Consider the following 24,241-nt stretch of genomic DNA (forward strand, 5'->3'; position numbering starts at 1 on the left):
GCCGGCGGAGTTACTTATAGAACCCACCTTTTTCTTTCCAGACAAGGGGGTAGACTTGTACATAGTTCGCCCCGGTATTGACGGTCTTCGTGGGCCCGCGGTCGCTACGCCCGCAGACCATTTCGTTCAATCGGAAGCCTTCGGAATAGGCGCGATTCTCGATGTAGCAGAACGAATAGATGTCCATCGGCTGCTGGGCCGCAGCCTGTTCTCGCTGTTGTTGCTGTTGCTGCGCCGGTTGAGGTTGGGCAACGGCGCCGGCGCTGGCCAAGCTAAGGATTGCCAAGAAGAGTCTCTTCATGCTTCTTTTCCTTGCGATACAGGGTGGTTGACGCACGCGAAACAAAGTTCGCGGCAATGGCTACATTGACACAGTTTGTAATTAAATTGCAAGCAGCCACTTCATAACCGCCCAGCAGCGGCGATAAGCCCCGGACTGCGTTTTGTCATGCTGGGCATTGTTATGTCTCCTTGATGGGACGCAGCTGCGGATCAATGCCCGCGGCATTCTCGAATGCCGCGCGCTCTTGGCGGATCGCCTCCAGGCATAGGCGCCCTGGCTCTGAGGCCAGATACTCGATAGCGACGGTCAGGCCGTCCATGGACCTAACCAGTTCGTCCTCGTCGGCGGCCACCAACAGGGTGTGGACCAGGTCGCTGTTTTCCCAGGGCGCCGACACGCCTTCGGGCATGACTGCACAGCGCGCGCCAGCCAGCTCTAGCGCGGCCTGGCAGGCGTCAAGAGTCTTGGCTACGGTATTGCGCAGCTGCGCCTGCTTCAGCTCGCCGGCCGGCCGGCCCGCCTGGCTCCAATAGAAATGCAATTCTCTAGGGAGCCCGGCCGGTGTAGCCAACGGCCAGCGGCCGCAAGCAATGCCGCGCTCGTCGCCGCGCTGACGCGCCGCTCATGCAAAGCAGGCCCCAGGTCGTTGCGATCAATGGCCAACGAGGTCAGCACCAGGCCATCGTCGGCCATGGCCAGGATGTGCAGGAAATGTCTCCTGGCCAGCGCATCGACCACGCTATCGTCCGTCTCGCCATAGACTACTACGAGGTCGACCCCATCCAGCTCCGGCGCCATCTGCAGCGCCGCGGCCATGGGCCGGGTGAGGGGCGTGCCAGCGGCTCGCAGCCAGCGACACCCGGGGTGTGATAAGTGCACAAACAATTTCCTGCCATGCCAAGCTGGGGTATTCTCGCTTTCTCCTTGTCGAAACGATCAGAAACACCATGCCTTATTCAGCTACGCAATTGAATCGCATTCTTCATGAGGTCGAAACTCGCAGGCCCGGCGACAGCACCCATGTGGCGGAAAAGCTATCTGAAGATGAGCACGGGATTGTCTTGCGCATCGCCGTTGGTGAAAAACAGAGTGTTCTCTTTCGCCGCCACCAGAGCGGCGTCTGGGAGATCGTGCAAAACACCCCCCCTAATCCCCTCGATTACTTTGCTGCGGAAGGCACGAGAGAGGCGTTGATAAAATTTCTTCGCGACACGAACGCAGCAATTCAACTCGAATACCCGACTGACGATATCAACAGAATCGCACATCTCGTATTTCGAGCATATGAGGATCTCAAAACTGGCTCAGCACAAGTCACCGAGGTAGCGGTGGTGCAACGCTATCGTGTACTGCGCACCCAGCGCGCCTGAGGAAGGCTTGCCCGAAAAATGAGCCGTAGCAACAGCAACGGGGACGAGTAGATGAGTGCCAACACTACCTCATGGACCGATCTCAATTTTATCGAACGGCAGATGATTCCGATCATGGACGTTGGCACTGTGCAGGGGGGCCAATTCCAGCCAAAGTGGCTCGAGTACCAGGACGGTGGCATAGAGCACAAGTGGGCCCAAGAAGCCAACACGATCACGATGGATTTCGGCGGTGTATTTCACAGCATATTTCTTCGATGGGCCGTTTCCGTAAACGGCCTACAAATCGCGTCCGAAAAATATAGCTCCCCGGAATGGCTCGAAAGTGGCAAAGCCTTCGCTATCATCGGAATTAGAAATCGGCCTGACGGATCCGGCCCAGCTCAGACCTATGTTAGAACGTGGGAAGGCGCTTTCGCGTCCAAGGTCCATGAAAGCTCAATGCCGATGCTTGCGGCTTGGGGCTTCTGCAATCTATACGCGTGCCTCGAGGAATTTATTTTCAAGCTCTTCAGAACGTATCTCGAACACAACCCACTCAATATATGCAAAGGGGACGAATTTAGCGATTTGAGAAAAGCCTACAAGGCGCGCGATCAAAGCGAACAACATCTCGAAAATTGGAACGTGCTCTGGAAAGAGAGGTTGGACGCCTGGCATCGGAAAAAACTCTACGATGGCATCGAGCGAGTGTTCAACAACTTCATTCAGCAATCGGGCCTGTCAATACCCGTCGCCTATGAAGGTGACCACGACTATTGCACATACGCGAAGACTCTTGGCGGGATCGCGATGATACGCAATTGCTTTATACACGGGGCAACTGGCGTCTCTCAGGAGCTTGCTGATTTTTGTAGCTCCAACGCCCGCATGTTCTTCCACTACGAGAAGGGACAGAACTTCGCGATCACCCTGCATGAACTCGCCACCTTTGAGTACTTCACCGACGTGTTCACCCAAACGCTAAACCTCAGCTTTTACGAATTGATGGTGCCTGGCGGCCGAGAAGCCCATAGGAGAATGCTCAAGGACTCTGAGCGGACTTAGTCGATCGCCACAATGTTCCGCACGAAAACACGGCGGGCCTCGTCATCGGCAAAGGGGAAAATGCGTAGCCGCTCGACCAGGTCGCTTTCGGACGGGCCGCCGGCGGCGGACCGCATGAAGCGCACGCCGTTCTTACGGCCAGTTCGGGCCAGGCCCACCAGGACGCCGCACCAGTCGTTGGTCAGATCCAGATCCAGGATCTGACGCAGCACCGGCTCGCCTTGAACCTGCACGCCGGCCCGCTGCAACTCTGCCAGTAGGTCATCGAGATTCAAGGCGCGGGGATGAATGATCCGCGTCCCGGACGGCATGGTCGGGTCGATGGTGATGGCCACGCCGCCGCCGGCACGAAAGTTCGGATCGAAGCGCAGGGCGATCTCACGGGTGCCTGCCACGAATTCGACGCCGCGGTGCTCAAAATAGCTTTGCACCTTGGCGCACTTCTGCAGGTCGACAGGATTGCCCTTGTCCATCTTGGACAAGGTGCTGTGGTGGATGTTGGTGTCGGCCGCCACCTGGACCAAGGTGACGGGCACCAGCGCGCGCGCGGCCAACATGAGTTTGCCGAAGATCTCAGCGTTGAAGGTCTTGCCATCGGCCGAATGCACGCCGGCCGGCAAACGGGTCAGGGCTCGGCCGGGCGCGTCGGGATCGAATTCATTGGACATCGGGGACACCTTTGCGGATCGTTTGCAGCATTGGACACCAGCGGCTGGCGCCGGCGCCAGTAGGCCCACGCGCGGCGCGCGGGCCCCGCTTCGGATTAGAAATCAAGTTCTTCGAAGATCACGCGGCTGGGCTGGCCATCCATCCGCGGGCGATGCGGATACACCTTGACGTCGTGCAGGTTGGCGGACCACGCAACGTTGCGCTCGCGCCAGCTGTAGCCGTTGGCCAGGACCAGCCAGATCTCGTCGGACTTCTTCTTGTAGAGCACCTTCTCCAGGGGCGCGTCGGGCGACGCGCGGCCAGCGGTGGCGCTGGAGACGGCCAGGCGGTTGTCCTGGACGGCCAGGACGACCAGGTCGGGATGGTCGGCTTCGTATTCCTCGATGCGGCGTTTCAGGGCCGCGTATTCGCTTGCTTTGGACATGCTGGATACCTCATGGTGGTTTCTAGGAGCTGGGCGGGCAGGGGCTCAACTGCGCCCCGGCCGATGGGGCTGCTGGTGGCTGCGCGAACTGCCTAGCTGCGGGGATTACGTCGGCTGGCCCGGCGCTGTCCCCGCACTTCATCCGCTGTGGACCACGGCGCCGGCCACAGGGCCAGCGTTTGCAGGCGGTTCAGACGTCTGCGTGCAGGATCCGAACCCAGTCCAAGTATACCCACATTTGATAGCACTATGTGCTACCCGCGTAGCACTACGCGGCCACCGATCGAGCAAACGACCCTCGCCAAACTCTTTGACATATGCCCGGATATGTCTAAGAGATTTTGTTGACCCGGGTTAAATAACCCTGGTAGAGTGGCCTCCATGCGCTAAAAAAAGCGCCGCGCCACCCGTAATATCCTCTGATAACGCGCGCCTGCAGGGCGCCAGCCCCCGCAGGGCCCCCACAATGGCGCTCAGGCGCTTGAAGATGAAGGAGTAGGGCGATGGAACACACGCACAAGAACGCAGCGCCACAGGCCCTTCCGGGCCTCTGGCGGGAAGAGGGCGGCCTGGCCGGCCTGGTGCGCCTGGATGTGCCGGCGACCACGCCCGGCATGGTGGTGGTGGCCAAGCAGGGCGAGCCCTGGCGCGAGCAGCCCGAGCTGCGCTGGCAGGTCTGGCCGGATCTGCTGGTGCCGTGCACCGCGTCGGAGCCGCAGCAATGACCGTGCAACTGCCCCCGCCTGCCCTCCCCGCCGCGAGCCCCCCCGGGGCAGGGCGCCAAGGCAAGCCGAATTCTGACTCGGCCGGCCGGTGGCTCGACGGGGCAGGGTATGCCGTGTTTCTTGCCCTGCTTTACCCGGCCTATCTGCTTGTCGATGCGGATCCGCAGCGCGCCCTGAAGGTGTCTGTCGTCGTGGCCGTGCTCACGCTTGTCGCCGGCATGCTCGCCACCCGCGACAAGACTGCCATGTCTGAGGTCGTCAGGGGCGTGAGCGCCTCAGCCTGCTTGTGGTTCATCTACGTCTGGTTTCACTGGTTTCCGCTAGGCCTGGAATATTGGGCGCCAGTGCGACCCGGCGCGGATAGCTGGGCGGTCAATGCCGCTGCGGCTATCACGACCTTCTTGGCCGCTGCCGCCACGGCAGCGCCTGTCACCAGCGCTTGCATGGCTATTCTCGCAATGCTGCTCCAGCTTGCGCGCACGATCCGTTCGAGCGTGCAGATGAAGGAGTAGGGCGATGGAACACACGCACACCGACACGCCGCCACAGGCCCTGCCAGGCCTCTGGCGCGAAGAGGGCGGCTCGGCCGGCCTCGTACACCACACCTCGCAACAACACATTGGAGCCTTGCTATGAGTGGAATGACCGTTGAAGACCTTCGTCTGGCACTCAAGGATCTGCCCGGTGAACTGGAAGTTGTCATTGCGTATCCCGACCTGCAGAATCCGCGCTTGCAGTACGAAACCCGCGACGTTCGGGTGGTGCAGGTGCCCGCTACGGAAAACTTGCAGCCGTGCCTGACGCTGGAGGCCTGGGGCGGAAGCTAATTGGCCCCCGCTTGAACGCTGCTCGCCGCCCAGTCCTGGACGCCCGCGCCGGCACGCCGATGGCCGTGTCCGAAGCGCACCCCGCACGCCCACATGGAAAAGCCATGACCGCATCCGACCCGCACACCTATCTTGAGACCCTGCCGCATGGGTGGCGTAATCTCTGGCGCGCCCAGGTCGATTCGTTGCCCGAGGACACTGGCAGCGATCCCTTCACGATATTCGTGCGCGCGGCCGGCCGGGATGCTGCCCACCTCGCGATCAGGCGCGCCCTGCAGGCGATGTTCCCGGCCGCCTTCCAGGAACTGGACCAGGCCTACTGCAACCTCACCTCGGCGCTGGAACTGGTGGCCGACGGGTCTTCTGAGCGGCAGGTCGACCGCCTCTTTGAAAGCGCCTGGATGGGCGACAAGGTCGAAGGCTGGGTCCGAGCCCCCGTGTTCCTGGTGCCCGAGGCGGCAGCGCTGTACGCGGCCTGGATGACCGCCCAGCTCGATCACTCGTCGCAATACGCCTCGCTCGCGCTTGTGCCCGCCGCCGGCATCGCCGCGGGCGAGTCCGCGCCGGCGACGCAGCGCGCTGCCAAGCCGCAGGCTGAGGCCGCAGCCGCGCCCACCGTAACGCCCATTCGGCACCACAAGGGCTTTCTGATCGTGGGCGATCGCCTGGTCATCAACGTGCATCCATCCGGCGGACGTGACCAAATTGATATCCACGTATCGGCTACGACGCAGGCCATCGCCCAGGCCACCGGTAAGGACCGCGACCGGGGCGCAAGCCTGGGCCTGGACGCGGAGGAGCGACTCAGCTTTGACCTGGACGAAATCCGCATCGAGGGCGACGTGCTCAACTGCGCCGCGCAATCGCCGTTTATGGCCAGGTACGCCCCAGGAGTGACGGACTACCGCGAAGGCTTCACGGTGACGCTGGAGCCTGGCCAGGCTGGCGCCGTGCGCCATGCCGTGGCGCAGCTAGGTCGCGTTCTGGCCGGCCAACGCGCCGTGGTCGACCATCTGCAGCCGTGGCTTTCTAGCGTCAAGCCTTCCGCGTGGTACGTCGAAGCGCCGGTGTTAGACCTGGTCGTGGCCCGAGTTCTGGATGGCGCCGACCAGGCCGCCGCGCTGGCGGCTTTCGACAGGGCGGCCCATACGCTGCCGGCCGAGGCCAGGCAGCGCGTTGCAGATCCGGCGCTGTGGGCGGCACTCGATCACGCCGCCGGGCCCGCTCCAGTCTGAACTCGGGCCGGGTCGTCTGGCTACCAACCTCACCGACACAGGAACGCGAATGTTGATGATTGCAGAGGATCGAAAGAATGTTCGACAACCTGAATAAATATCTGGCCGCCTCGTCCGATCATCTCGGCGTAGAGAAAGAGCGCTACGGCGGCGATTTCCGCGCAATAGTAGCGCCACGCTCAGCGACCGAGTACCTTTTCAGCATGTTGGAAGGAAACGATTTCGAGGGCACCGAGGTGCAAGATTTTCTTTGGAGCAATCCGCTGTTCCCTGCCACGCGAGGGGATACACCCACCGAGGCACTGGCGCGGCTCGATGCGAAGTTAGGTCTACTGTATCGGTTCAGGCCTGAGCCGGGGGGGACGGGCTGGATAGCGATGCGACAGTACACCCTCCTTGCTCAGTACGACAGCGAGCCTGGCGAAGCGCCTGAAAGTTATGACGTGCGCTGGGGGGACATCATCGAGGATCTACAGAATTCGCGCTCGACATATTTCTACCAGGATAGCGTTAAGTCCTGCAGCGCGACGCGGCAGCGTGATCTGCATGCGCTGATTCATTTCGACTACACAGGAGCCTTCGCTTCACTGCGAAAGGGCAATTGGTAGAGCCGGCGCGTTGCAGATCCGGCGCTGTGGGCCGCACTCGATCGCGCCGCCGCGCCCGGTCCAGTCTGAACTCGGGCCGGGCCATCTAGCTACCAACCTCACCGACACAGGCACGACAATGCTCAAGACTTGGAACTATCAGCAACTGACGGCCGCGGCCGAGCGCGAACTGCAGGATATCGCCGGCGGCGCGCCAGCGACCGACCCCGCCATCCAAGTGCGCCGTGCCGGCGTGGCGCACGGCGTCTACATGTTCTGGCACAACGTGACCACGCACGGCGGCCAGCAGCACCTGGACAGTATGCGCCTGAAGGCGCTGGCCAAGGCCATGCCCGGCCATGCCGAGGCGTTCAACCGTCCGGCCGACCAGGATCCGGTCACGGCGCTCCTGCAGCGCCTGGCCGGCCTGAATCGCGATGCCGGCGAGATTGGCGCCGGCATGCTGGCCCAGCTGGTCGACGAAGCGCGGCTACTGCTCGTCATGCGGGAGAGCACCGCACCCGCTGCAAAGTGAGAAGTAATTCTATGGAATTTGCAAAGTTCTTTCTCATCGTCTGCCTCGTGGCGAGCGTTCTGGTAGCGCTCGGTGCGGCTATGAAGGGGCGCGCAGCGATCTTTATCTCCGCGACCGTATTCGCTGCGGCATGCGCGTGGGGTGCGGTCGAGGCGCAAGCGTCGCTCGATGTCTGCAGCAAGGCAACCTTCCAAAGCCGTAGCGGGTGCCAGTAGGAGCTTACGCTCCGGCCCAGCCGCGCCCATTACAGCCATAACGCCTAGCTCGGAATCTCATGATCTTTCTCATTGCCTTACTATTCCTGGCGATCCTGCACCTATATACCACCGTGCACTCGTTGGCACGCGGACAGTGGGGCTGGGCGCTGGCGCACATGCTTGCCGGGTCGGCATTAGCCTACGGATCCCTTTGGGGCATGCTCACCCGCATGAACCTGATCTCAGTGCAGTTGGACAGCACGAACTGGTCGGTCTGGGGCTTCCTGGCAGGGGGAATACTGACCTTGCTGCTGGCCGCGGTGCGCCTGGTTCATCTTCCGGCCAAGGTGCCAGGCCAGCTAACCGCCGCGCGACCTGCATGGACTGCGGCCCTGATCGCTGGCGTCTATATGTGCTTTGTAGTCGGCGATCATCTCTGGTTCTTCCGCAGCCCCGAAAAATCTGCGGTGAGCTATGTCTCCGCTCTGCAGCTCACCGGCAAGATTGACATTTCATGCCCCTATGATCTGGTGCTCGCGGACTTGGCTAGCGAGCCAGCGCGATATCGCTGCCCATCGCTAGTTCTCTTTGGGGTGCCCATGGGTAAACCTCTGGCTCCGTGGCCCACGTATTCCTCAGGCGATAGCGAGCAATTGCGCACTGCGTTGGCGCGCTTGGGCATGGCGGTGAACTAGAATGGGACGCCGCTCCATTCTTCCACTCCCCGACCACCAGGCACGCCGCATCCGCACGGCGGCGCAAGAGATCGACGCCAAGCTGGGCCCAAACTGCACAGGCCGGGAGTTCGTCCGAGAGATCCTGCCCGTGCTTCACTCCATCACGGGTGAAATGTTGGGTGCGACCACGATTCGCCAGCTGCTTCGACAACTGGCCGACCGAACGCCGTCGACCACGGCTGTAGGAGAGGAAGTCGCACGCTACAGGCACAGTTTGCCGACGGCCTTGGCGAACCGCAGCGTCGCCCCGCATCACGAGGGGGATGCACAGCCATTTGGACCTAAACAATCGGTGCCTACAGCAGTATCCATGACAGCAGAGCTAGCCCGCTTCCATGCCGCGCAGCTCGACTATTTCCGTGAGCAGCTGCAGCTACGTGAAGCGCAGGCCGCAGCCGCTGAACGTGTGAAGGAAGAAGCCCTTCTAGAAGCAGCCGCTGCCACGGCGAAACTTGCAGGGCTGGCCGAAAGCGTGACGCATCTGCAAACACAATGCACAAGGTTGACCGAGGCGCTGGCCCAGGAGCAAGACCGCGCTAGGGCGGAGAACCGGCAGAACATGCTGCGCGTCGATTCCATTCGCGCCGAAACACGCGACGTGGAAGAGAAATTGCGTCTTGCGCGGCAGCTAGTGGCCCAACGGGACCAAGAGTTGATTGCTGTAAGAACTGAACGAGACGCGCTTGCTCAGCGCAGCGCGGCGCTACAACAACGTGTCTCCGCTGCCAAGCAGTCTTCTTGAGCGCGCTCCCATGACCTCGACTAATCAGCTGCCAACCAGTGCTTCTTCTTCAATAGACCAGCCCGTTCACGTGCAGGCCACTCAGATTAGTGGCCCCGCTCACTCCCATATCCTGGGGCCAGTGTGCAATGACTGGGATGCAGCAGAGGTATGGCTGACTACGCTTGCGGCCAGGCCCGTCTCGCCGGCCACCGTCAGTACATATCGCCGCGAAGTACGCCGCCTGCGTTGGTATTGCGAACTAGTTGGCGCCGCGCAGCCCACACATTGGAATCTCCAAGATGCCAACGGCTACATTGCTTTCCTGAACAAACAACCTGCGCGATTTCCTTGCCCGCCGCATGCCGAATACGGTGCGCCCGACTGGACTCCCTTTAGGTCAGGTAAGTTCGGGCCGACTGCCATCGCAGCAGCATCGCGGATTCTTGGCACGATGTTCACCTTCTGGCAGCAGGCGGGCTACGTGCGCGCGAATCCATTCGCGACAATTAAGCTGAAAAGCCCCCAGCGGGGTGGCCCCGGTGCGCGTCACGCCATTCCAGCGCAAGCGTTGGCCATCGTGCGCAAATGTATGGACGACCGCACGAAGCACACAGCGCGTGACCATCTAGTTTATTGGCGCAATGCCTTCCTGCTGGTGCTTATCGAGCGCACTGGATTGCGCGCCGACGAGGTCGCCGGTGCGGACATGGCCGACATCTTCAGCTTTTCCGATCCGCAGAACGCTCGACTGTACTGGGGCATGACGGTCCGCAAACAGAAGGGAGGGCGCGAGGGCAGGGTGGTGTTAGACGCTACCGTCGTCAAAGCTTTGATGAACTATCGTCGGGCGTTTGGCTTGGCCGACATGCCTCAGCCGGGCGAGGAGCAGGCGCTGATCCTTTCACCTCAAACCGCGGCGGCCGAAGATAACATGAAGTACCAGTCAGCGCGCGGGCGGCGAGGCCGAGGGATGTGGTTGGCGGTCAGATCGCGGCAAAACATCTGGGCCATTGTTCGTAAGGAGTTCGACGCCGCAGCCAAAGCTCAGACTGCTGGCAGCCCGGTGGCCGTGCTCTTGAAGAGGGCATCGACCCACTGGCTACGACATACCTATGGCACGGCACTGGCGCTGCAGGGTGCGCATCCGCGCGTGATTGCCGAGGCTTTACGCCACGCAGACATGGCGACCTCAATGGTATATACCAACCTGGACCTCCTTGAGGTGGCGCGGGCTCTTGAGGACCGTCCTAGGTAACACCCCGCTTTGGTCGCGATGGCTGTTTAACCCTGACGATGCAGGGGATCCGCTTGCTACATCTGATGGACAAGTACGAACGGTCCAGGCGGCGCAGCTGAGCCTTTTTTTGCACGACTACAACGGTGCAAATCACACTCAGCCAGGTCAAAGAGATCTGCCGTGCCGCCATTGACCCGACGGTCCATGATGATGAGGGGAAAATTGGTGGTCGGCGTGTACCACGCGAGGTTGCCACTGTAATTGGATCCGACTCCGTGGCCACCGCGGCCGAAGTCATTGCCTGGTGGCATCACGGTTGGAGCGTCGTGTGCGACAGCCTACGCGACGCGGCGGGGCGCAGCCGTCTGAACGCCAATTGACCAGACCACCCGCTCTGGTGAAAAATCGGGCGACCGCTCTGATGGATGCATGTCGAGCCTCCGTCCGCGCCGGCAAGCTTTTGGCAGAGCGGCGTTCCTATGCGTACCCCGCCAACACGGCCAGAGGTTTCAATGGACAATTTGCCCCGGTTGCTCTACCTGCAGGAGATTCAAGCGCAGTGCCGCATGGCTAGAATCGCACTCGGCTCGCTGACGCAGTGGCCATCGCCGTATCCAACGGCTCGAACTGTTGCAGAAGGCGAGGTGCAAACGGCAGCATTCTTCCGTGACATGCACAGTTTGCTGACCCACGCCGGCGTCATATCCCGGCTTCTATGGCCAGCAGGCAAGAAGCGAGATGCCAGGCATCGGCGTGCCGAAGTGCTTCGCGAACTGCTGGACCTTCCTGCTTCAAACCATCTATTGTGTGATCGCTCTTTGCGTGATGGACTAGAACACTTCGACGAGCGGTTAGACCAATGGGCCGCTCAACAGGAGGCCTCGGGTGACTACTGGCAGGACTGCATCGGGCCATGGGAAGTACCGGAAATGCACGGCGCCAAGGACCATAACGTGATGCGCCATTACGATCCGTACGATAAGATCTTTCGCTTCCAAGGTAAGCCGGTGCACGTTCCTGCCATCGGTGACGCGTTGGCAGAGCTACAGCGCCGCGTTGATCAACTGGTGGCTCAGCTTCTCGCTCTGTTGTATCCGACACCTGACCACATCCCGGCGCCACAATATCCGAGAGTGATGCCGTTCTGACCCGCCTAGAGTGGCTGGCATCTGACGCCGCTTACAAGGTGTGGCGGTGTTCGGTCCAATCATAGAAAGGAAGAGCGGCGCCACAACTCACTGTTCACAGAATTGCAATTCGCGTCGGATCGGTGCCACAAGGCCTGATGAGGAACCAGATTTGCAGCCGGTGATCCGGCTCACCATAAGAGGCAAGGTCGATACCAAATGGCATGACGACCGCAAACAGGCCCGGTCCGATGCTGTAGTATTGGTCGGCCGAAGGGTGTGGACCGATGGCTTCGCGCAGGCGGTTCAACAGGCGCACACGATCCCAGCTCAACGGCATCGGGGTCCTGTGAGGCCGTGACCTCAGATGGTTGAGTGCCGCTTCGATGTCTGTCTCACTTACCACCACATCTCGTCTGCTGCTAGCGAACATAGTGTCGCGTGCCTTGAAGTTGAACTGTGATCTGTTTGAGCGGATATGCGTGTTCGATCCAATTCTGTTCGACCATTTATTTTTCCTCGCTAAGGTTGCTATCACTCGTCGCACCAGCAGATCCACTGCGTCAGACCTTTGCATAGGCCAACTGCGCAACGACGGCTTCCCTATTATCATCAATAAATCGGTGTATATCGTCACCGACTTCGGTGTCGTCAAAGCCCCAGGATAATCCCGTCCCGACGATCGTCGCCGGCAGCATCATGAAGACTGCTTTCAACTGGGCCAGCGAAGGCGGAGCATTCATCACGGTCGAAACCAACGCGTGATCTAGCTACCAGTAGCCCCTTCCACCCGTAGTACGAACACACCTGCGTCATTGGCGAGTGGTATGGAAACGGCCTTGCCTGATAACGGCACAGCGTAGGTGCCCCTGAGCTGAGTCGAAGAGACAACGGGCGATTCACGGTAGCAATTACCCGCCGGCAGGAGGTGTAGCGCCTCCAGCTCCGACAAGTCGAGATCGACTTTCAAGAACACCTCGGAATCAGACTGACCATCGTAGCCAACTTGAAGGCGAAACCCCGTCATGGACTGGGCCCGACTGCGCTCTGTTGACTGCGCCGTATCGGCGCACCATGCGGGACTGTACGGCGTAGTCCTTTGGTCTGCATAGGTCACGGTGGCTGCGTCCGCCTTGTGCTCCAGCTGGAGGGTCGTGGGGCCGGCGGTGCGAGGTGCGGGAACAGCTGCGCTAGACACCTTTGATGCTTCGAAGGCGAATGTCACGGCTAGCGACTCGGCGGCGCGGGCGCTGCCAATGGGGTCAATCAGAAGCAGGGCTGCGACTATCGGCAGGCAGGTCTTCGTTCGGCGAAGCATGGATGCGACTCTCCGGGTTACCACGCACATTCCATGCGCGGGAGGTATGTGTACGAGAATAATGAAGCGCACGATAATACATCTGCAAGACAAGATCGCCGCGGAAACCAACGGTTGGCCTTCGCCGGGACCGACGTCGCGATACTCAAGAAAAGAGATCTTTCTGGCCGCCCACGTCGATAATGCGATAGTAGAGTGGCTCGTAGTCGTGCGAAGTTGCGTCCTTCCAGACACCTGGCGCGACGCGCTCCATGTTTGTGAGGTAGTGCAGCGCCTTATGTCCACGGGGGCCATCATCCTGGTACGGCTGACGTTCGGCGCTGAGTCCCCAACGCCTTACGGTCCAGTGACCTGGCCCTTCTTCGTCTTCAGGCAGTGCGCGCACCACCTCGTAGCAAAAGAGGAAATCGTGAAGGCGCGCCACCGGCCGCAGAAAGGTGCCAGGCACGGGGTGGATTTGCGTTGCCAATGGCCTACTCCTTAGCCGCGCCGGCTTCCCCCACCGATCCCCCGTATGGTGTTTCGTCCATACTCCTTTGCAAAGGGAATCCTTCCGGGAATGCGACACGGTTGAATAATGGTCTCACATCGTCAGCTGTCAACGAGCCTTGATCGACCAGTTGCGCGACGAGTGAATTCACGACATCGGAGTTGAGACGAAGGAAGTCCCTTAAGGTTTTGAGCTGCTGTGCCTGAAGTGATGCCAGGCGCGCCTCGTTGTGCTGATGGTCGAACATGTCGCGAGGCCGGCCATAGTAGATTCCCGCCTGGTGATTGGCCAGGTAATCCCGGGCCAGTTCGGTCCATCGTGTGTAGTCGCCAGCGCTGCCAAGCGCTGTATTACCCATTACATGCGCCTCTGCAGCCTTGCCGGCGAGCAGCATCAACATGTACCACTCGGCAAAGTCCGCTTGAACAAATAGGTCTTCGCTGAAGGTCGCAACAACTTGCCCAGCGGTGCCTTCGTTGTTGGGCTCCCGGAAGATCCTCACGTTGAAAGCGGCCGGCAGTTTGGGGAGCGCAGCATGGAGGATGGCGTGGCCCACTTCGTGAGCCGCGGCGAACTGCCGGTCACGGCCGCTCAGGTTCCGTGCGGAGAACCGCCCTAGCAGCCCGGCCGCAGCGTAGGTAGGCCCTTGCGCTTGCGAGTAGACACGGTCACCGCGCATGGCCCTTAAGATCAACAGCACGGAGCAGGTTACAACAACCAGCATGCCGAGTTCGCTTGGATTCGAAACAGCCCACTGGTAAAGCTCGTCCCCAAAGCGGCGAATCGCTGCAACAAGCAGCACATAGACCGCCATGCCACGCGCGACGCGAATGAAATAGGCTCCGAGTGAAGCAATGCCGTCCCACCAGAGATGGAAAAGGGGCATCACGACCACCGCAATAGCGCCCAAGTTGCTCACCCACTGAAGTAGCTCAACAACAGCAGCGTTCATTGGAGCAGCGCTCGAGGGCGAACTAATCGCTGCGTAGCAGCCGAGCGCTATAGCCAATTCCGGACCATAGCGGCGTAGCGCCAGCAGCACTCCGCTGGGGATGCGATCAAAGCGCAAAGCCCGCGCCCGGCTGACCAACGCACTCAGAGCTTTGTGCATCATTTATATACCTTTACGAGTTGATGCCGAATTATGCAATATTTATTGCAAACACTGCAATTGCGACAAGTGCAGGGGTGCGGCACCTGCCCCGGTTGGGCAAGCCCTGGAGGCAGGTTGGCGGGCGCGCGCGCAGCCGCAGGTCTTCACACGGCTACGGCCGCAGCGCGCGCCGGTAGTCATCGCGCCTGTCGCCGCGGTGATGGGGCGTTTGAGCGCGTCAAGTTCTCCAGACCGTCCGGCATGGCAGGCGCAGGATTCGCTGTTGGCTGCGCCACGACTGGCACGCTGTCACCCTGTCCCCCGTGTTGGACTACCTGGATCACACGCTTCGCCTCGGTCAGCGAGCTTCGCGGTACCCAATCTGACACGTAGGCCGGATTCGCCTGGCTCCTCTTAAGTTCAGTCATAACATCAGCGACATCCTTTCGAAGTACCTCCAACTGCTCCTGCTGCGCGAACGGCTTGGCCAACTCCGCTTTCGCATTGGACAACTCCGCGAGTTCTGTCTCTCGCCGCCGATCTGCGTCTTCGATTCGCGTCTCGAGGCGACCTAGGTAATTGTCGATTCGGCTGAAAAACCCACTCAGCTTGAATTCATCTTGCTTGTCATATCTGAGGTTGTCCGGCGCATGCAACCCGGCACCTTTCAGCTGGAACCTGAGCACGTCGCGTTCGCAATAAGCTGACACTTGAAAGCCACGATAGTCACCAATGCGGATCGGATTGATCTGGTCTGCAAGATTGCTAGTCTTGCACTCGATCGCTTCCTTCATTCCGGATAAGACGTGATGGAGAAGTTGATCCTGCTGGTCTTTCCCAAATGTGCGAGCTCCTACGGTGAACTTGAAATCCTCTGTGGTGTGCTTGTCCCGCATTGCAATCTCGAGTTGAGCGTCAGAGATCACTTCATTGGCGCGGCGGTCCGCGTTTCCTAACCACGCGATCCGGCTCTCCAACGAGTGGCGGCCACGCTTGTAGCTTGAAAAAACAGCTTCCAACTTCTTCAAGTCCGCCGACAGCTTCACCTGCTGGAAAATAAGCGGATTGCCTGTCGCCGCCGCCTTCATTTCCGCTGCATTTGCAGATTCGCCCGCGATATCTTCGATTACGCGTTGCAATGAATCGCCGCGGCGGAACTGTTCGATGCCCGAAGCCTTTGTCTCGATCGTTTGCCACATTCGCGCATCGTAAGTCTGCTTCGTCGCATACCGGTAAATTTCTATTTCGAAGTTGTCGGGATCCGCTTCATAGAACGCATTTCCCTGGCGCTCAATACGGCCGTCGCGTTGTTCAAGATCGCTAGGGCGCCAAGGTGCATCGAGATTGTGCGATGCGACCAGCAGCCGTTGCACGTTGGTACCGGCACCCATCTTGGCCGTAGACCCCAAGAGAACACGCACGTCACCGTTGTTCATCGCAGCGAACAATTTGTCCTTCTTGATGTCTGTGTTTGCCTCGTGGATAAACCGGATCTGCTCTGCAGGAATTCCACGGTTGATGAGCTTGTCGCGCACATCGTTGTAGACGCTAAAGCCGGCACTTTGTGCCAGCAAGTCATCCATCGAAACGGCGGGTAGTTCTTCAGCCTGGTCCTCGGCCTGGTCAACGTCTACGCCGTCCGGCGCTGGCACATGCTTGGGCCCCTCAGCCCCAATGTTCTTGGGCGTGCTTAGATCGCAGAAGACCAACTGCGTACCCTTGCGAGCGTCCCATCTGCGATAGACGTCGACGATTCTGTCGACGGCGGCATTGACCTTACTTCCCGCGAAGTCTGGCGCGTCCGCGTCAATAAGACGGTAGTCCAGGCCTGCCTTTCGGGCATCATTGGTGATCTTCAACGGGTTGTCGATTCGCGGATCATCGGGGAGATTCTCCATCCGGTGGATGATGCTGCCTTCGTTCCAGTTGAGGATTGGTGTGCCGTCAGCCCGGAACATGGGAGCACCATGGCCATCCAGTTGGGGCCGCTGGATACCCATAAACCTTGCTTGGGCATCCGACCGTTCGACGATGATGTTGGCCGGACGTCCATCGCGCAGCTTCGGCACGGGAAACCGCCGGCCCTGAGCCGCGGCCTGAGCCTCCAGGTCGGCCTTGGTAATCACGTCGGCGAAGCTCCTGTAGAGGTTCACCAACTCGGGCACGTTCTGAAACTTCGCAAATCTCGAGTTGAGCCGATAGTTGACACCAGTCGCATCAAGTTCCCAGCCTGTAACCACCTGCCCAAAGGTGGACGCCCATGCGTCGAAATGCACAACACCACGCGCCTTCATCTCGTCGTATTGCATGTATCGCTGCACCGTGTAGAGTTCTGCGATGGTGTTGGAAATGGGCGTCCCAGTGGCAAAGAACACGCCGCGCCCGTCATTGGTACGCTGTACGTGGCGGGCCTTGACGAAGAGATCGAATGCCTTATCGCTGCCGGATAGATTTCCCAGGCCCGACACACGCGTCATCGTGGTGGTGATGAACAGGTTCTTAAACTCGTGGCTTTCATCGACAAGCAAGGCATCAACGCCCAAATCGGCGAACGACACTGCGCGATCCTTGCTGCCCGTCTCGGCGGCGCGCTGAAGACGTGCCTGCATGCGGTCGCGTGCCTTCTCCATCTCCTTGATGGTGATTCGGTCCCCGCTTTCATTCTTCATCTGAACAATAGACGTCGATAGGTCGGTGATTTGCTCGTTCAAGATGAGGTCGAGTGTGTCAGCCGGCATGCCGATTTTTTTGAACGATGAATGCGCGACGATCACGGCGTCCCACGCACCCGTGGCGATACTAGCGAACAGCTTCTCTCTGTTCTCCTTCGTGAAGTCCGTCTTCTCAGCGACTAGGATATTTGCGTTGGGATACAACTCATAGAACGCATCCTTCCACTGCAGAAGCAGATGATTGGGCACGACAACCATAGGCTTCTTCATGAGGCCCATGCGTCGAGATTCCATAATTGTCCCAACGCAGACTATCGTCTTGCCAGCTCCAACGCGGTGATCAAATAGGGCACCACCATCTTGAATGCCGCGCCAGATGGCGTTTTTTTGGTGTGGTCGAAGCGTAATCGCTAGCGACGAGCCAGGAAGCGTCAGGTGGGAGCCATCGTATTGTGGCGGGACATTTGTGTTGAAGCGCTCGTTGTACAGGTAAGTCAACTTCTCACGCCGCGCCTTGTCGTCCCATATCCAATCAACAAAAGCTTGCCGAATTTCATCGGCTTTCTGGTTGGCTACCGCCGTCTGAGTCTCGTTGATCTGGTAGATGATGCTGCCGTTATCGTTGCGCCCAACTTCTTCTTTCACCTGAATCGGGCGACCCGTCAGAATGCTGGAGATGAGTTCGTTGGCCGGAATATCTGGCGTGCCCCACTGCGATCGCGCCATCGTGACGTTCGCCGGTTCACGGATCTGCGCAATCCACTTGCCCATGGCAGGTTGATATGAGACGTTGCGCCGAACGTCCCCGAGCAAGTGGGCGATGAACTGGTCGACGACTTCCGCCGGCACCCAGGTCGTGCCCAGACTGACACTAATGTCGACGGCGTCGATGTCCGGCGGCTGCACCTTGTTCAGGGCATGCACGTTAGCCAAAAAGGCAGGATCCTGTTGGGCTGCCGCCTTGGCCAGCGCCAGCTTCTCCTTGACGTTGCCTGAAAGGTACTGGTCGCGCGTCTGCCACTCGCCGGTCGTCGGCACCTGGTAGACCAGGTCCTGCAGATCCGATAGCAACTCGTGCTGCATCTTGCCAGAGATGCGGGTCATAAAGCCCACGTCCACACGGCCGAGTTCATTCATTGACACGACCATTGCGTCCTTTGCTGTTTGAGCCTGACGAATCTCCCGATGTGGGCTCATTACCCTCTTCGTGAAAATGGCCGCCTTATCAGCACTGGCTGGACGCGGATCCGCCCCGGTGCTCCTCGCAACTTCCCGTGACACGCCCTTGTCGTAGTTGCGCTCGAGCGCATGCAAGAGGGGATATTCAGGATCGTCGTGGAATGCCTGCTTATTCGCCGCGCTGCTGATGAAGCCATGGCGCTTCACGAAGCGATCGTAGGTGCGGTTCAAGTCAAGTCGTAGACGCGTAAGTTCATCATCCTTTGTGTGCTCCGACTGCTCGCCTGTCATTAGATTTCTTAGGCTGGCGCGCACCTCGACCAGGCCGCGGATCCGCTCGCCAGCACGATCGTTTCTCGGAACTACGACTTGGGCCCTAGGGACGTCGATATGGTCGTCAACGCGCCGAGCGATGCGACGGTCAGGAAGCAGGAAATACGCACCAATCTTGGTATGCGCAGGAACCTCGACGTTCAGCGACGTGCCAAGGCCGTCATCATGCGCGACACCATGTTCCTGATACGGCAGATAGATACCGGCCGGGAGCGCCGCCAGCGCCCCGGCAATGCCCTCAGCGAGGTCCATGTCCGGCCGGCCGATGAGGGCAGGGACGTTCGCCCGATACATGCTCCCTTGCAGCCCCATCTGTCCCAACATCTGCTCCGGGTGTTCCACCAGATATCGATTCAGCGAATACTCCTCGCCGGTTGCGGGGTCGTTTTGCTTGACGGTCTCTGTCCACGCGAGATCCGCTGACTGTCCTGGATAGCGCTTCTGGAAGAACAGTATGTCCGTCGTCACTTCTGTGAGCGCGTTCTGCTTGAATGCGGTGTTGGGCAACCGAACGGCCGCCAGCAGATTCGCTTGACTCGCGATTAATTCGCGCGCCTTGGAATCGGCAGCATCCAAGAAGTAATTGCTGACGACGAATGCTCCCACGCCGCCATCACGAAGCTTGTCGATCGACTTGGCGATGAAGTAGTTGTGAATTGACAGCTGGCTCAGGTCGGGGTGGCGGGCGTCGTAGACGCGTTGGCTTCCAAAAGGGGGGTTACCTATCACCACGTCGAAATGGTTCGACGGGATAGTCACCTCCTGGAACCCACGGTTGATAACCGTAGCGTTTGGATAGAGGTGTTTGGCAATGCGGGCGGTGACCGGGTCTAGTTCGACGGAGGTGAACTGGCTCGACCCTCGCACCTCGTCGGGGGCCATCCCGATGAAATGGCCGGTGCCGGCAGCGGGCTCCAGAATTCGCCCACCAGTAAATCCTAGGCGGCGCAGCCCTTGGTACATGCCACGCACCACGGACTCGCCGGTGTAGTGCGCGTCTTGAGTGGAACGTCGAGCCGCTTCGTACTGCTCACGAGGCAGCAATTCGACGACCTGCCGGTACTGGTCGGCCCACTCGACGTTGTTGGGGTCGAACGCTTGAGGCAATCCACCCCAGCCGACGTACCGCACGAGCTTGGCTTGCTCCTGGGCGGTTGGGGCTCGCCCCGCAGCCTCCAAGTCACGAAGAGTGCGAATAGCGGCAACGTTGTCCCGAAACTTGGTGCGGGCGCCGCCGGCGCCCAGCTGGTCACGTTCGGTGATGATGTAGTCGGTAGCAAGTTGGGTTACCGGCTTGGCGTCCGGCGGGGGGGTATCGTAGGCTGCGGGGGCCCGGCCCAAGCTGCGTCGCAGCACATTCTCGACACCCGCGAGTGCGGAGCGAGATTCGTCGATATCATCACGTTTCAGCCATTCGCCAAGTAACTCAATCGCCTCTGCTCGCACTGAACTGAGCGGCACGTCTCCCGCGAGCGCCAAATCTATCCGTTCAGCGAAGTCCTGCGCTTCCCGTGCAAGCTCACCCGGGAAGTCGGCCCCGTTCATTACATCGGTAGCGTCATCCAGGATCTGGCTCAACGCCATCAGTGCGGCATGTTCTGGCTCTTCACCGGCCATGTCGGCCTGAAGCCGATCGAATTCATCTTCATCGTCAACAAGTTCGACCATGGCGCTGGCAGCTTGCTGCGGCGCTACGCTCGACTGGTCGACTTGCGGAGGGACAGAAGTTGCGCGATCGATGCCGGCACGCAGCGCGTCTTCAACACCGGCCAACATGGAGCGGGCTTCGTCGATATCATCTCGCCGGAGCCATTCCTCCAGCAGCTGCAACGCCTCGTCGCGGACGTCGCGCAGCGATAGGTCTCCCGCGAGTGCTAAGTCGATCCGCTCCGCGAAATCTAGCGCTTCGCGTGCAACGTCGCCTGGGAAATCGACCCCGTTCATTACGTCGGTGGCGTCATCCAGAATGCGGCTCAGCGCCAGCAGGGCCGCGCGGTCCCCATTTGCCTCCGCCAGGCGCCTGGTCAGTCTACGTTCTGAAACCGTCCGATCGACCGAGTTCGCGGCGACGCCTTCGGCGGGGACATTCTGGTGCAAGCCATCGGCGGTGCTTACAGCTCCGTCTTGATCTCCAAGGCCTGCAAGATCTCGTGCGCCATGGAGCCTTGACTGAGAGAATCGATCGCCGCGGCCGTTGTCAGGGCCTGCTGTTCGGTGTCCTGCTGCTCGAGCAGCCTGCCGAGCAAGACCACCTCGCCCAGGTTCTCCAGCGCCTTGAGCTGATTCGGGCTGTTGTATGCCCAGCGGTCGAGAATCGTCCAACCAAAGCGGTTGTACGGCTGGCGTCTCACCGCTTCGATAGTCGTAGGCAACAACACCTGCTTGGCGTGCTGCAGAGGTTGCGTTTTGGCTGTCAGCATTATTCGTTCCTTGGTCGGAATTATCTGGAATTGAGAGTTGCGCGTTCAGACGCTCAGCCGCGTCTAGGCGCTGGGTAAAGTCGAAGTCGAAGCCGAGTTGATTCTCGTCGAAAACGGGTGCTTTCTTTCTAGCCATGGAGACCGCTCTTTAACCGGGGAGTTGACTTCCTCACCGACGGCGAACCGTCGATGAGGCCTCGGTAGGAGATCGGCCTCCATGTTGACCATCAAACTCGTGGGGTGTGGAACCGTGCTCTTACCGCACCCGTAGTTAAATATTTATTGCACAATGCCGCATCCGCTAAAAAGCAGCATTCTCTGGTGTCTTGATGGCCCGTATGGCGCTCACCATGCCGACGGTGAGGAATTTCACAGGGTTGTTCAGCGAGCGCGCTTGCTCGTCGGTCAGAACCGAAATGTCGCCGTAGCCATACGATGCCTCCGTGATTTGAGGCGACGCTTTGGTGCCTTCCAAGGTGGCCACAATATAGAGTGGCAGCTTTCCCTTTCTGGTCTGTACGCGGACTACCAAGCCCGGTTGCTTAGTCGCCAGGATGACTACGTGTTGGCCCACAGCAATCGCGACCTCCAGGGCGCCCAGTTCGCGCACCACAAAGGGCAGGGCGGCATAGTCCGCATAGACCTTCTCCGGGTAGACCGGCTTTTTGTGCTTGGCCAGGCTTTCTGCGAAAAGGGCCTCAGCCACGTCCCTCACGCTCTGGCCGCGGTGGTCTTTTGCGGGGGTCCCCGAGAGAAACGCGGACTGAAAACCAGTGGGCGAGATAAACGGCGCATTTCGCACTGCATGGAAGGTAATACCGTGAAGCCACGAAGTTGGGCGGTATTCAACGTAAGCCGGCGTGCCCTTCACTACGATGAGAAATTCGCCGTGCTGGCCCCACAGGGGGGTCTCGCCGGCCGCTGCCTTCAACTCCTTCTGCAAGAGTAGGCCAGGGCTACGTTCGTCAGCATAGGTGCCCAACGCGGAATCGCCGTTCAGGCTGTGCACCAACGCATCGTAAGCAAGATGTGCGTCAAGCGCTGTAGGCGCGTCGCCTTCCAGTATGGCAGCGTCAAGTGCGACCAACAGCGACCGCGCCTTGGAGATATCGGTAGAGCTGATTTCAGTTGTAGACATGGCTAGCCTTTGTGCAATATTTAATGCAATATAGCACCGTCCTTAGTTTTTTCACCAGTGAAAATTGTCACTGACGATTCGAGCGCAACATGACCCAACGAAATCTGGATCTCTTCGATCACGTCGCAGCGGTTTACGCCGACGCACCCGACGGCTGTCTCGACAACACTACGCTGTACAAACGCGTAGCGGAACGGGCTGGTGTAGAGCACGAGCAGCTGGCCGAAACAGTGACAATCAAGGGCCAGTTGCATAACGTCTTTCAGCGCGCAGTGCGGTGGCATCAGCAAACGTTGAAGCATTTGGGCGTCCTCACGCGGGACCAAACAAGCCGCGGAGTTTGGCGCTTTACGGAAGGCCTCAAGAATGACCTGCATCGGATGCAAGGCGGGGTCAAGATGGTCGCATTCAGCACAACGCTGGGTGTAGCGATCTGGGGCGCGTGCGAAGACGTGTTCCCGGACCTGGATACCCCAATTGCTCTTTGCATGACGTCGGTCCCGTACTTCTTGCGCAAACCGCGGGCATATGGGAATCCGTCGGACGAATCGGAATATCGCGACTTCGTGTGCCGCGCACTGGAACCGGTGGTTCAGAAATTGCTTCCCGGGGGATCGATTGTATTGAGCATCACCAATGACGCGTTCATTCCTGGGTTGCCTTCGCGCTCTCTCTACCGGGAAAGGTTGCTGCTGGATCTGCATGATCGGCTGGGCTTGCACAAAATGGATGAGTTCATATGGCATAACCCTAGCAAGCCCCCAGGGCCGGTGCAATGGGCAAGCATTCAACGTGTCCACTTAAACACCGCCTACGAGCCGATCTACTGGCTCACGAACGACCCGTCTCGAGTTCGCGCCGACAATCGGGGAGTTCTCTTGCCCCATACGCAACGACATCAGCAATTCCTAGACCGAGTAGCCCTGCAGGGCTACTGCGACCGCGACAAGACATATGGCGACGGCGCGTATCGACTTCGCAAGACCTCATATAACAACAAGACCGAGGGCCGAATTCCGCGCAACGTTCTGACCTTCGGGCACAAGTGCGCCGACACGCAGCAGTATCGGCGGGATGCACTGAGACTTGGACTTCCGGTGCACGGTGCAATGATGCCTCTGGCCGTGGTGGAGTTTTTCATCCGCTACCTGTCGCGAGAGGACGACCTGGTGGTCGACATCTGCGGTGGCACCGTGAAATTGGGTATGGCTGCGGAAAACCTGCGCCGGCGCTGGGTGGTCGTCGAGTGGATCTATGAGTATCTCCGCGCTAGCGCGGAGCGGTTTCAGTCACGTCCGGGCTACACGATAGACCCGGCGTTCGCAGAGCTGGCAGGGCGGTTCAAATGAGAATAGGTGCAATGCTAGCCCTGCGCGCCCTGCGCGTCACAGTCCAGTATCGGACTAGCACTGTCGCTGCACTGACCCGAGGAGGTTGCATTGTGACGTGCAACCATATCTCGCTTTTGGACGGCATTGTCGTAGCCCTAGCATCTCCAGTGCCACTCGTCTTCGCAGTCGACACAAACTTCGCCCGCCGGTCCAAGCGGGCGCGATTTGGCCTGGCCGCATTGACATGGCTAGGGCTTGGAGAAGTAGTGCCGATGGACAGTTCAGCGCCATTCGGGCTACGCACTCTCGCCCGCAATCTCGGTGCCGGCAAAAACGTAGTCATCTTCCCAGAGGGGGTGATTTCACTCACCGGCGCGCGGGGTCCCGACCGTCCCGGGTACCGTTGGCTTTCGAGCCAGGCAAGCGCCGCCGTATTGGAATTGCAAATATTCGGTGCGGACCAGAGTCGTCTCTTCGCCAAAGCTGGTAGACGCCTCTGGCCAAAGATTTCCTTGGAGTTCTAAGCTTCATCGCAGGGTAGTG

General features: G+C 59.7%; 26 protein-coding genes. 14 read left to right on the forward strand and 12 right to left on the reverse strand.

Going from position 1 to position 24,241, the window contains the following annotated elements; all coding sequences use genetic code 11:
- Positions 1–10: 10 nt before the first annotated feature.
- The 3 genes from HV742_RS23385 to HV742_RS23395 form a co-directional block, all read right to left on the reverse strand.
- Entirely contained in the window at positions 11–301 is a 291-nt protein-coding gene (locus HV742_RS23385) for a hypothetical protein (RefSeq protein ID WP_175146487.1), read from the reverse strand.
- A gap of 160 nt (positions 302–461) precedes the next feature.
- Positions 462–824: a hypothetical protein gene (locus HV742_RS23390; protein WP_175146488.1), complete on the reverse strand. Its 363-nt coding sequence runs from the start codon at positions 822–824 to the stop codon at positions 462–464.
- A complete protein-coding gene (locus tag HV742_RS23395; RefSeq protein ID WP_175146489.1) occupies positions 779–1,099 on the reverse strand; it encodes a hypothetical protein in 321 nt (106 codons plus the stop codon). Before HV742_RS23395 ends, HV742_RS23390 begins: the two co-directional genes overlap by 46 nt.
- Before the next feature lie 131 nt (positions 1,100–1,230).
- Between HV742_RS23395 and HV742_RS23400 the strand changes: the two genes are divergently transcribed.
- Together HV742_RS23400 and HV742_RS23405 are read left to right on the forward strand one after the other, a co-directional pair.
- Complete coding sequence (locus HV742_RS23400; RefSeq protein WP_175146490.1) at positions 1,231–1,653, forward strand: hypothetical protein; 423 nt, start codon at positions 1,231–1,233, stop codon at positions 1,651–1,653.
- Positions 1,654–1,704: 51 nt separating this feature from the next.
- Positions 1,705–2,700 (forward strand): hypothetical protein, encoded by a 996-nt coding sequence (locus HV742_RS23405; RefSeq protein WP_175146491.1) that lies wholly within the window; start codon positions 1,705–1,707, stop codon positions 2,698–2,700.
- Here HV742_RS23405 and HV742_RS23410 read toward each other — a convergent pair.
- A complete protein-coding gene (locus HV742_RS23410; RefSeq protein WP_175146492.1) occupies positions 2,697–3,368 on the reverse strand; it encodes a hypothetical protein in 672 nt (223 codons plus the stop codon). The two genes, HV742_RS23405 and HV742_RS23410, sit on opposite strands and share 4 nt — an antisense overlap.
- Positions 3,369–3,463: 95 nt before the next feature.
- Entirely contained in the window at positions 3,464–3,793 is a 330-nt protein-coding gene (locus tag HV742_RS23415; RefSeq protein WP_175146493.1) for a hypothetical protein, read from the reverse strand.
- 503 nt (positions 3,794–4,296) lie between these two features.
- Between HV742_RS23415 and HV742_RS23420 the strand changes: the two genes are divergently transcribed.
- The 10 genes from HV742_RS23420 (at position 4,297) to HV742_RS23465 (ending at position 11,745) form a co-directional block, all read left to right on the forward strand.
- On the forward strand, positions 4,297–4,518 hold the full coding sequence (locus HV742_RS23420) for a hypothetical protein (RefSeq protein WP_054473424.1): 222 nt from the start codon (positions 4,297–4,299) through the stop codon (positions 4,516–4,518).
- Positions 4,515–5,030 (forward strand): hypothetical protein, encoded by a 516-nt coding sequence (locus HV742_RS23425; RefSeq protein WP_175146494.1) that lies wholly within the window; start codon positions 4,515–4,517, stop codon positions 5,028–5,030. Before HV742_RS23420 ends, HV742_RS23425 begins: the two co-directional genes overlap by 4 nt.
- 129 nt (positions 5,031–5,159) lie before the next feature.
- Complete coding sequence (locus HV742_RS23430; protein WP_054473426.1) at positions 5,160–5,345, forward strand: hypothetical protein; 186 nt, start codon at positions 5,160–5,162, stop codon at positions 5,343–5,345.
- A gap of 104 nt (positions 5,346–5,449) precedes the next feature.
- A complete protein-coding gene (locus HV742_RS23435) occupies positions 5,450–6,580 on the forward strand; it encodes a hypothetical protein (RefSeq protein ID WP_175146495.1) in 1,131 nt (376 codons plus the stop codon).
- Positions 6,581–6,657: 77 nt separating this feature from the next.
- The gene (locus tag HV742_RS23440) at positions 6,658–7,188 is read left to right on the forward strand and encodes a hypothetical protein (RefSeq protein WP_175146496.1); all 531 of its coding nucleotides are present in this window, start codon (positions 6,658–6,660) and stop codon (positions 7,186–7,188) included.
- 118 nt (positions 7,189–7,306) lie between these two features.
- Complete coding sequence (locus HV742_RS23445) at positions 7,307–7,702, forward strand: hypothetical protein (protein WP_054473429.1); 396 nt, start codon at positions 7,307–7,309, stop codon at positions 7,700–7,702.
- Between the two features lie 274 nt (positions 7,703–7,976).
- Positions 7,977–8,594: a hypothetical protein gene (locus HV742_RS23450; RefSeq protein ID WP_054473431.1), complete on the forward strand. Its 618-nt coding sequence runs from the start codon at positions 7,977–7,979 to the stop codon at positions 8,592–8,594.
- A 1-nt stretch (position 8,595) separates the two neighbouring features.
- Positions 8,596–9,378: a hypothetical protein gene (locus HV742_RS23455; RefSeq protein WP_175146497.1), complete on the forward strand. Its 783-nt coding sequence runs from the start codon at positions 8,596–8,598 to the stop codon at positions 9,376–9,378.
- A 10-nt stretch (positions 9,379–9,388) separates the two neighbouring features.
- On the forward strand, positions 9,389–10,615 hold the full coding sequence (locus tag HV742_RS23460; RefSeq protein WP_175146498.1) for a tyrosine-type recombinase/integrase: 1,227 nt from the start codon (positions 9,389–9,391) through the stop codon (positions 10,613–10,615).
- Between the two features lie 494 nt (positions 10,616–11,109).
- On the forward strand, positions 11,110–11,745 hold the full coding sequence (locus HV742_RS23465) for a hypothetical protein (protein ID WP_175146499.1): 636 nt from the start codon (positions 11,110–11,112) through the stop codon (positions 11,743–11,745).
- A 94-nt stretch (positions 11,746–11,839) separates the two neighbouring features.
- Here the strand turns inward: HV742_RS23465 and HV742_RS23470 are convergent, their stop codons facing one another.
- The 7 genes from HV742_RS23470 to HV742_RS23500 form a co-directional block, all read right to left on the reverse strand.
- Complete coding sequence (locus HV742_RS23470) at positions 11,840–12,283, reverse strand: hypothetical protein (RefSeq protein WP_217482417.1); 444 nt, start codon at positions 12,281–12,283, stop codon at positions 11,840–11,842.
- 4 nt (positions 12,284–12,287) lie between these two features.
- Positions 12,288–12,470, reverse strand: a complete 183-nt coding sequence (locus HV742_RS23475) for a hypothetical protein (RefSeq protein WP_175146500.1) — start codon at positions 12,468–12,470, stop codon at positions 12,288–12,290.
- 717 nt (positions 12,471–13,187) lie between these two features.
- The gene (locus HV742_RS23480; protein ID WP_175146501.1) at positions 13,188–13,511 is read right to left on the reverse strand and encodes a hypothetical protein; all 324 of its coding nucleotides are present in this window, start codon (positions 13,509–13,511) and stop codon (positions 13,188–13,190) included.
- 4 nt (positions 13,512–13,515) lie between these two features.
- On the reverse strand, positions 13,516–14,646 hold the full coding sequence (locus HV742_RS23485) for a hypothetical protein (RefSeq protein ID WP_175146502.1): 1,131 nt from the start codon (positions 14,644–14,646) through the stop codon (positions 13,516–13,518).
- A gap of 176 nt (positions 14,647–14,822) precedes the next feature.
- Positions 14,823–20,906 carry a helicase-like domain-containing protein gene (locus tag HV742_RS23490; protein WP_254601229.1) on the reverse strand — a complete coding sequence of 2,028 codons (6,084 nt, stop codon included), beginning with the start codon at positions 20,904–20,906 and terminating at the stop codon, positions 14,823–14,825.
- Positions 20,907–20,920: 14 nt separating this feature from the next.
- Positions 20,921–21,229 (reverse strand): hypothetical protein, encoded by a 309-nt coding sequence (locus HV742_RS23495; RefSeq protein ID WP_054473438.1) that lies wholly within the window; start codon positions 21,227–21,229, stop codon positions 20,921–20,923.
- A gap of 301 nt (positions 21,230–21,530) precedes the next feature.
- Positions 21,531–22,367, reverse strand: coding sequence for a hypothetical protein (locus HV742_RS23500; RefSeq protein ID WP_175146503.1), 837 nt, complete (start codon positions 22,365–22,367; stop codon positions 21,531–21,533).
- Between the two features lie 89 nt (positions 22,368–22,456).
- Here HV742_RS23500 and HV742_RS23505 point away from each other — a divergent pair, with 89 nt between their 5' ends.
- Positions 22,457–23,716: a DNA methyltransferase gene (locus HV742_RS23505; RefSeq protein ID WP_054473440.1), complete on the forward strand. Its 1,260-nt coding sequence runs from the start codon at positions 22,457–22,459 to the stop codon at positions 23,714–23,716.
- An 11-nt stretch (positions 23,717–23,727) separates the two neighbouring features.
- On the forward strand, positions 23,728–24,222 hold the full coding sequence (locus HV742_RS32550) for a 1-acyl-sn-glycerol-3-phosphate acyltransferase (protein ID WP_175146504.1): 495 nt from the start codon (positions 23,728–23,730) through the stop codon (positions 24,220–24,222).
- Positions 24,223–24,241 lie beyond the last annotated feature (19 nt).

The sequence above is a fragment of the Achromobacter ruhlandii genome (assembly GCF_902859695.1).
In the GTDB taxonomy this organism is placed as follows: domain Bacteria; phylum Pseudomonadota; class Gammaproteobacteria; order Burkholderiales; family Burkholderiaceae_B; genus Achromobacter; species Achromobacter ruhlandii.

What these genes read in the sequence shown, in the direction of transcription:
- HV742_RS23385 (WP_175146487.1), bottom strand. Translation starts at nt 301, where the DNA reads ATGAAGAGACTCTTCTTGGCAATCCTTAGCTTGGCCAGCGCCGGCGCC.
- HV742_RS23395 (WP_175146489.1), bottom strand. Translation starts at nt 1,099, where the DNA reads ATGGCCGCGGCGCTGCAGATGGCGCCGGAGCTGGATGGGGTCGACCTC.
- HV742_RS23400 (WP_175146490.1), top strand. Translation starts at nt 1,231, where the DNA reads ATGCCTTATTCAGCTACGCAATTGAATCGCATTCTTCATGAGGTCGAA.
- HV742_RS23405 (WP_175146491.1), top strand. Translation starts at nt 1,705, where the DNA reads ATGAGTGCCAACACTACCTCATGGACCGATCTCAATTTTATCGAACGG.
- HV742_RS23410 (WP_175146492.1), bottom strand. Translation starts at nt 3,368, where the DNA reads ATGTCCAATGAATTCGATCCCGACGCGCCCGGCCGAGCCCTGACCCGT.
- HV742_RS23415 (WP_175146493.1), bottom strand. Translation starts at nt 3,793, where the DNA reads ATGTCCAAAGCAAGCGAATACGCGGCCCTGAAACGCCGCATCGAGGAA.
- HV742_RS23420 (WP_054473424.1), top strand. Translation starts at nt 4,297, where the DNA reads ATGGAACACACGCACAAGAACGCAGCGCCACAGGCCCTTCCGGGCCTC.
- HV742_RS23425 (WP_175146494.1), top strand. Translation starts at nt 4,515, where the DNA reads ATGACCGTGCAACTGCCCCCGCCTGCCCTCCCCGCCGCGAGCCCCCCC.
- HV742_RS23430 (WP_054473426.1), top strand. Translation starts at nt 5,160, where the DNA reads ATGACCGTTGAAGACCTTCGTCTGGCACTCAAGGATCTGCCCGGTGAA.
- HV742_RS23435 (WP_175146495.1), top strand. Translation starts at nt 5,450, where the DNA reads ATGACCGCATCCGACCCGCACACCTATCTTGAGACCCTGCCGCATGGG.
- HV742_RS23440 (WP_175146496.1), top strand. Translation starts at nt 6,658, where the DNA reads ATGTTCGACAACCTGAATAAATATCTGGCCGCCTCGTCCGATCATCTC.
- HV742_RS23445 (WP_054473429.1), top strand. Translation starts at nt 7,307, where the DNA reads ATGCTCAAGACTTGGAACTATCAGCAACTGACGGCCGCGGCCGAGCGC.
- HV742_RS23450 (WP_054473431.1), top strand. Translation starts at nt 7,977, where the DNA reads ATGATCTTTCTCATTGCCTTACTATTCCTGGCGATCCTGCACCTATAT.
- HV742_RS23455 (WP_175146497.1), top strand. Translation starts at nt 8,596, where the DNA reads ATGGGACGCCGCTCCATTCTTCCACTCCCCGACCACCAGGCACGCCGC.
- HV742_RS23460 (WP_175146498.1), top strand. Translation starts at nt 9,389, where the DNA reads ATGACCTCGACTAATCAGCTGCCAACCAGTGCTTCTTCTTCAATAGAC.
- HV742_RS23465 (WP_175146499.1), top strand. Translation starts at nt 11,110, where the DNA reads ATGGACAATTTGCCCCGGTTGCTCTACCTGCAGGAGATTCAAGCGCAG.
- HV742_RS23485 (WP_175146502.1), bottom strand. Translation starts at nt 14,646, where the DNA reads ATGATGCACAAAGCTCTGAGTGCGTTGGTCAGCCGGGCGCGGGCTTTG.
- HV742_RS23495 (WP_054473438.1), bottom strand. Translation starts at nt 21,229, where the DNA reads ATGCTGACAGCCAAAACGCAACCTCTGCAGCACGCCAAGCAGGTGTTG.
- HV742_RS23500 (WP_175146503.1), bottom strand. Translation starts at nt 22,367, where the DNA reads ATGTCTACAACTGAAATCAGCTCTACCGATATCTCCAAGGCGCGGTCG.
- HV742_RS23505 (WP_054473440.1), top strand. Translation starts at nt 22,457, where the DNA reads ATGACCCAACGAAATCTGGATCTCTTCGATCACGTCGCAGCGGTTTAC.
- HV742_RS32550 (WP_175146504.1), top strand. Translation starts at nt 23,728, where the DNA reads ATGCTAGCCCTGCGCGCCCTGCGCGTCACAGTCCAGTATCGGACTAGC.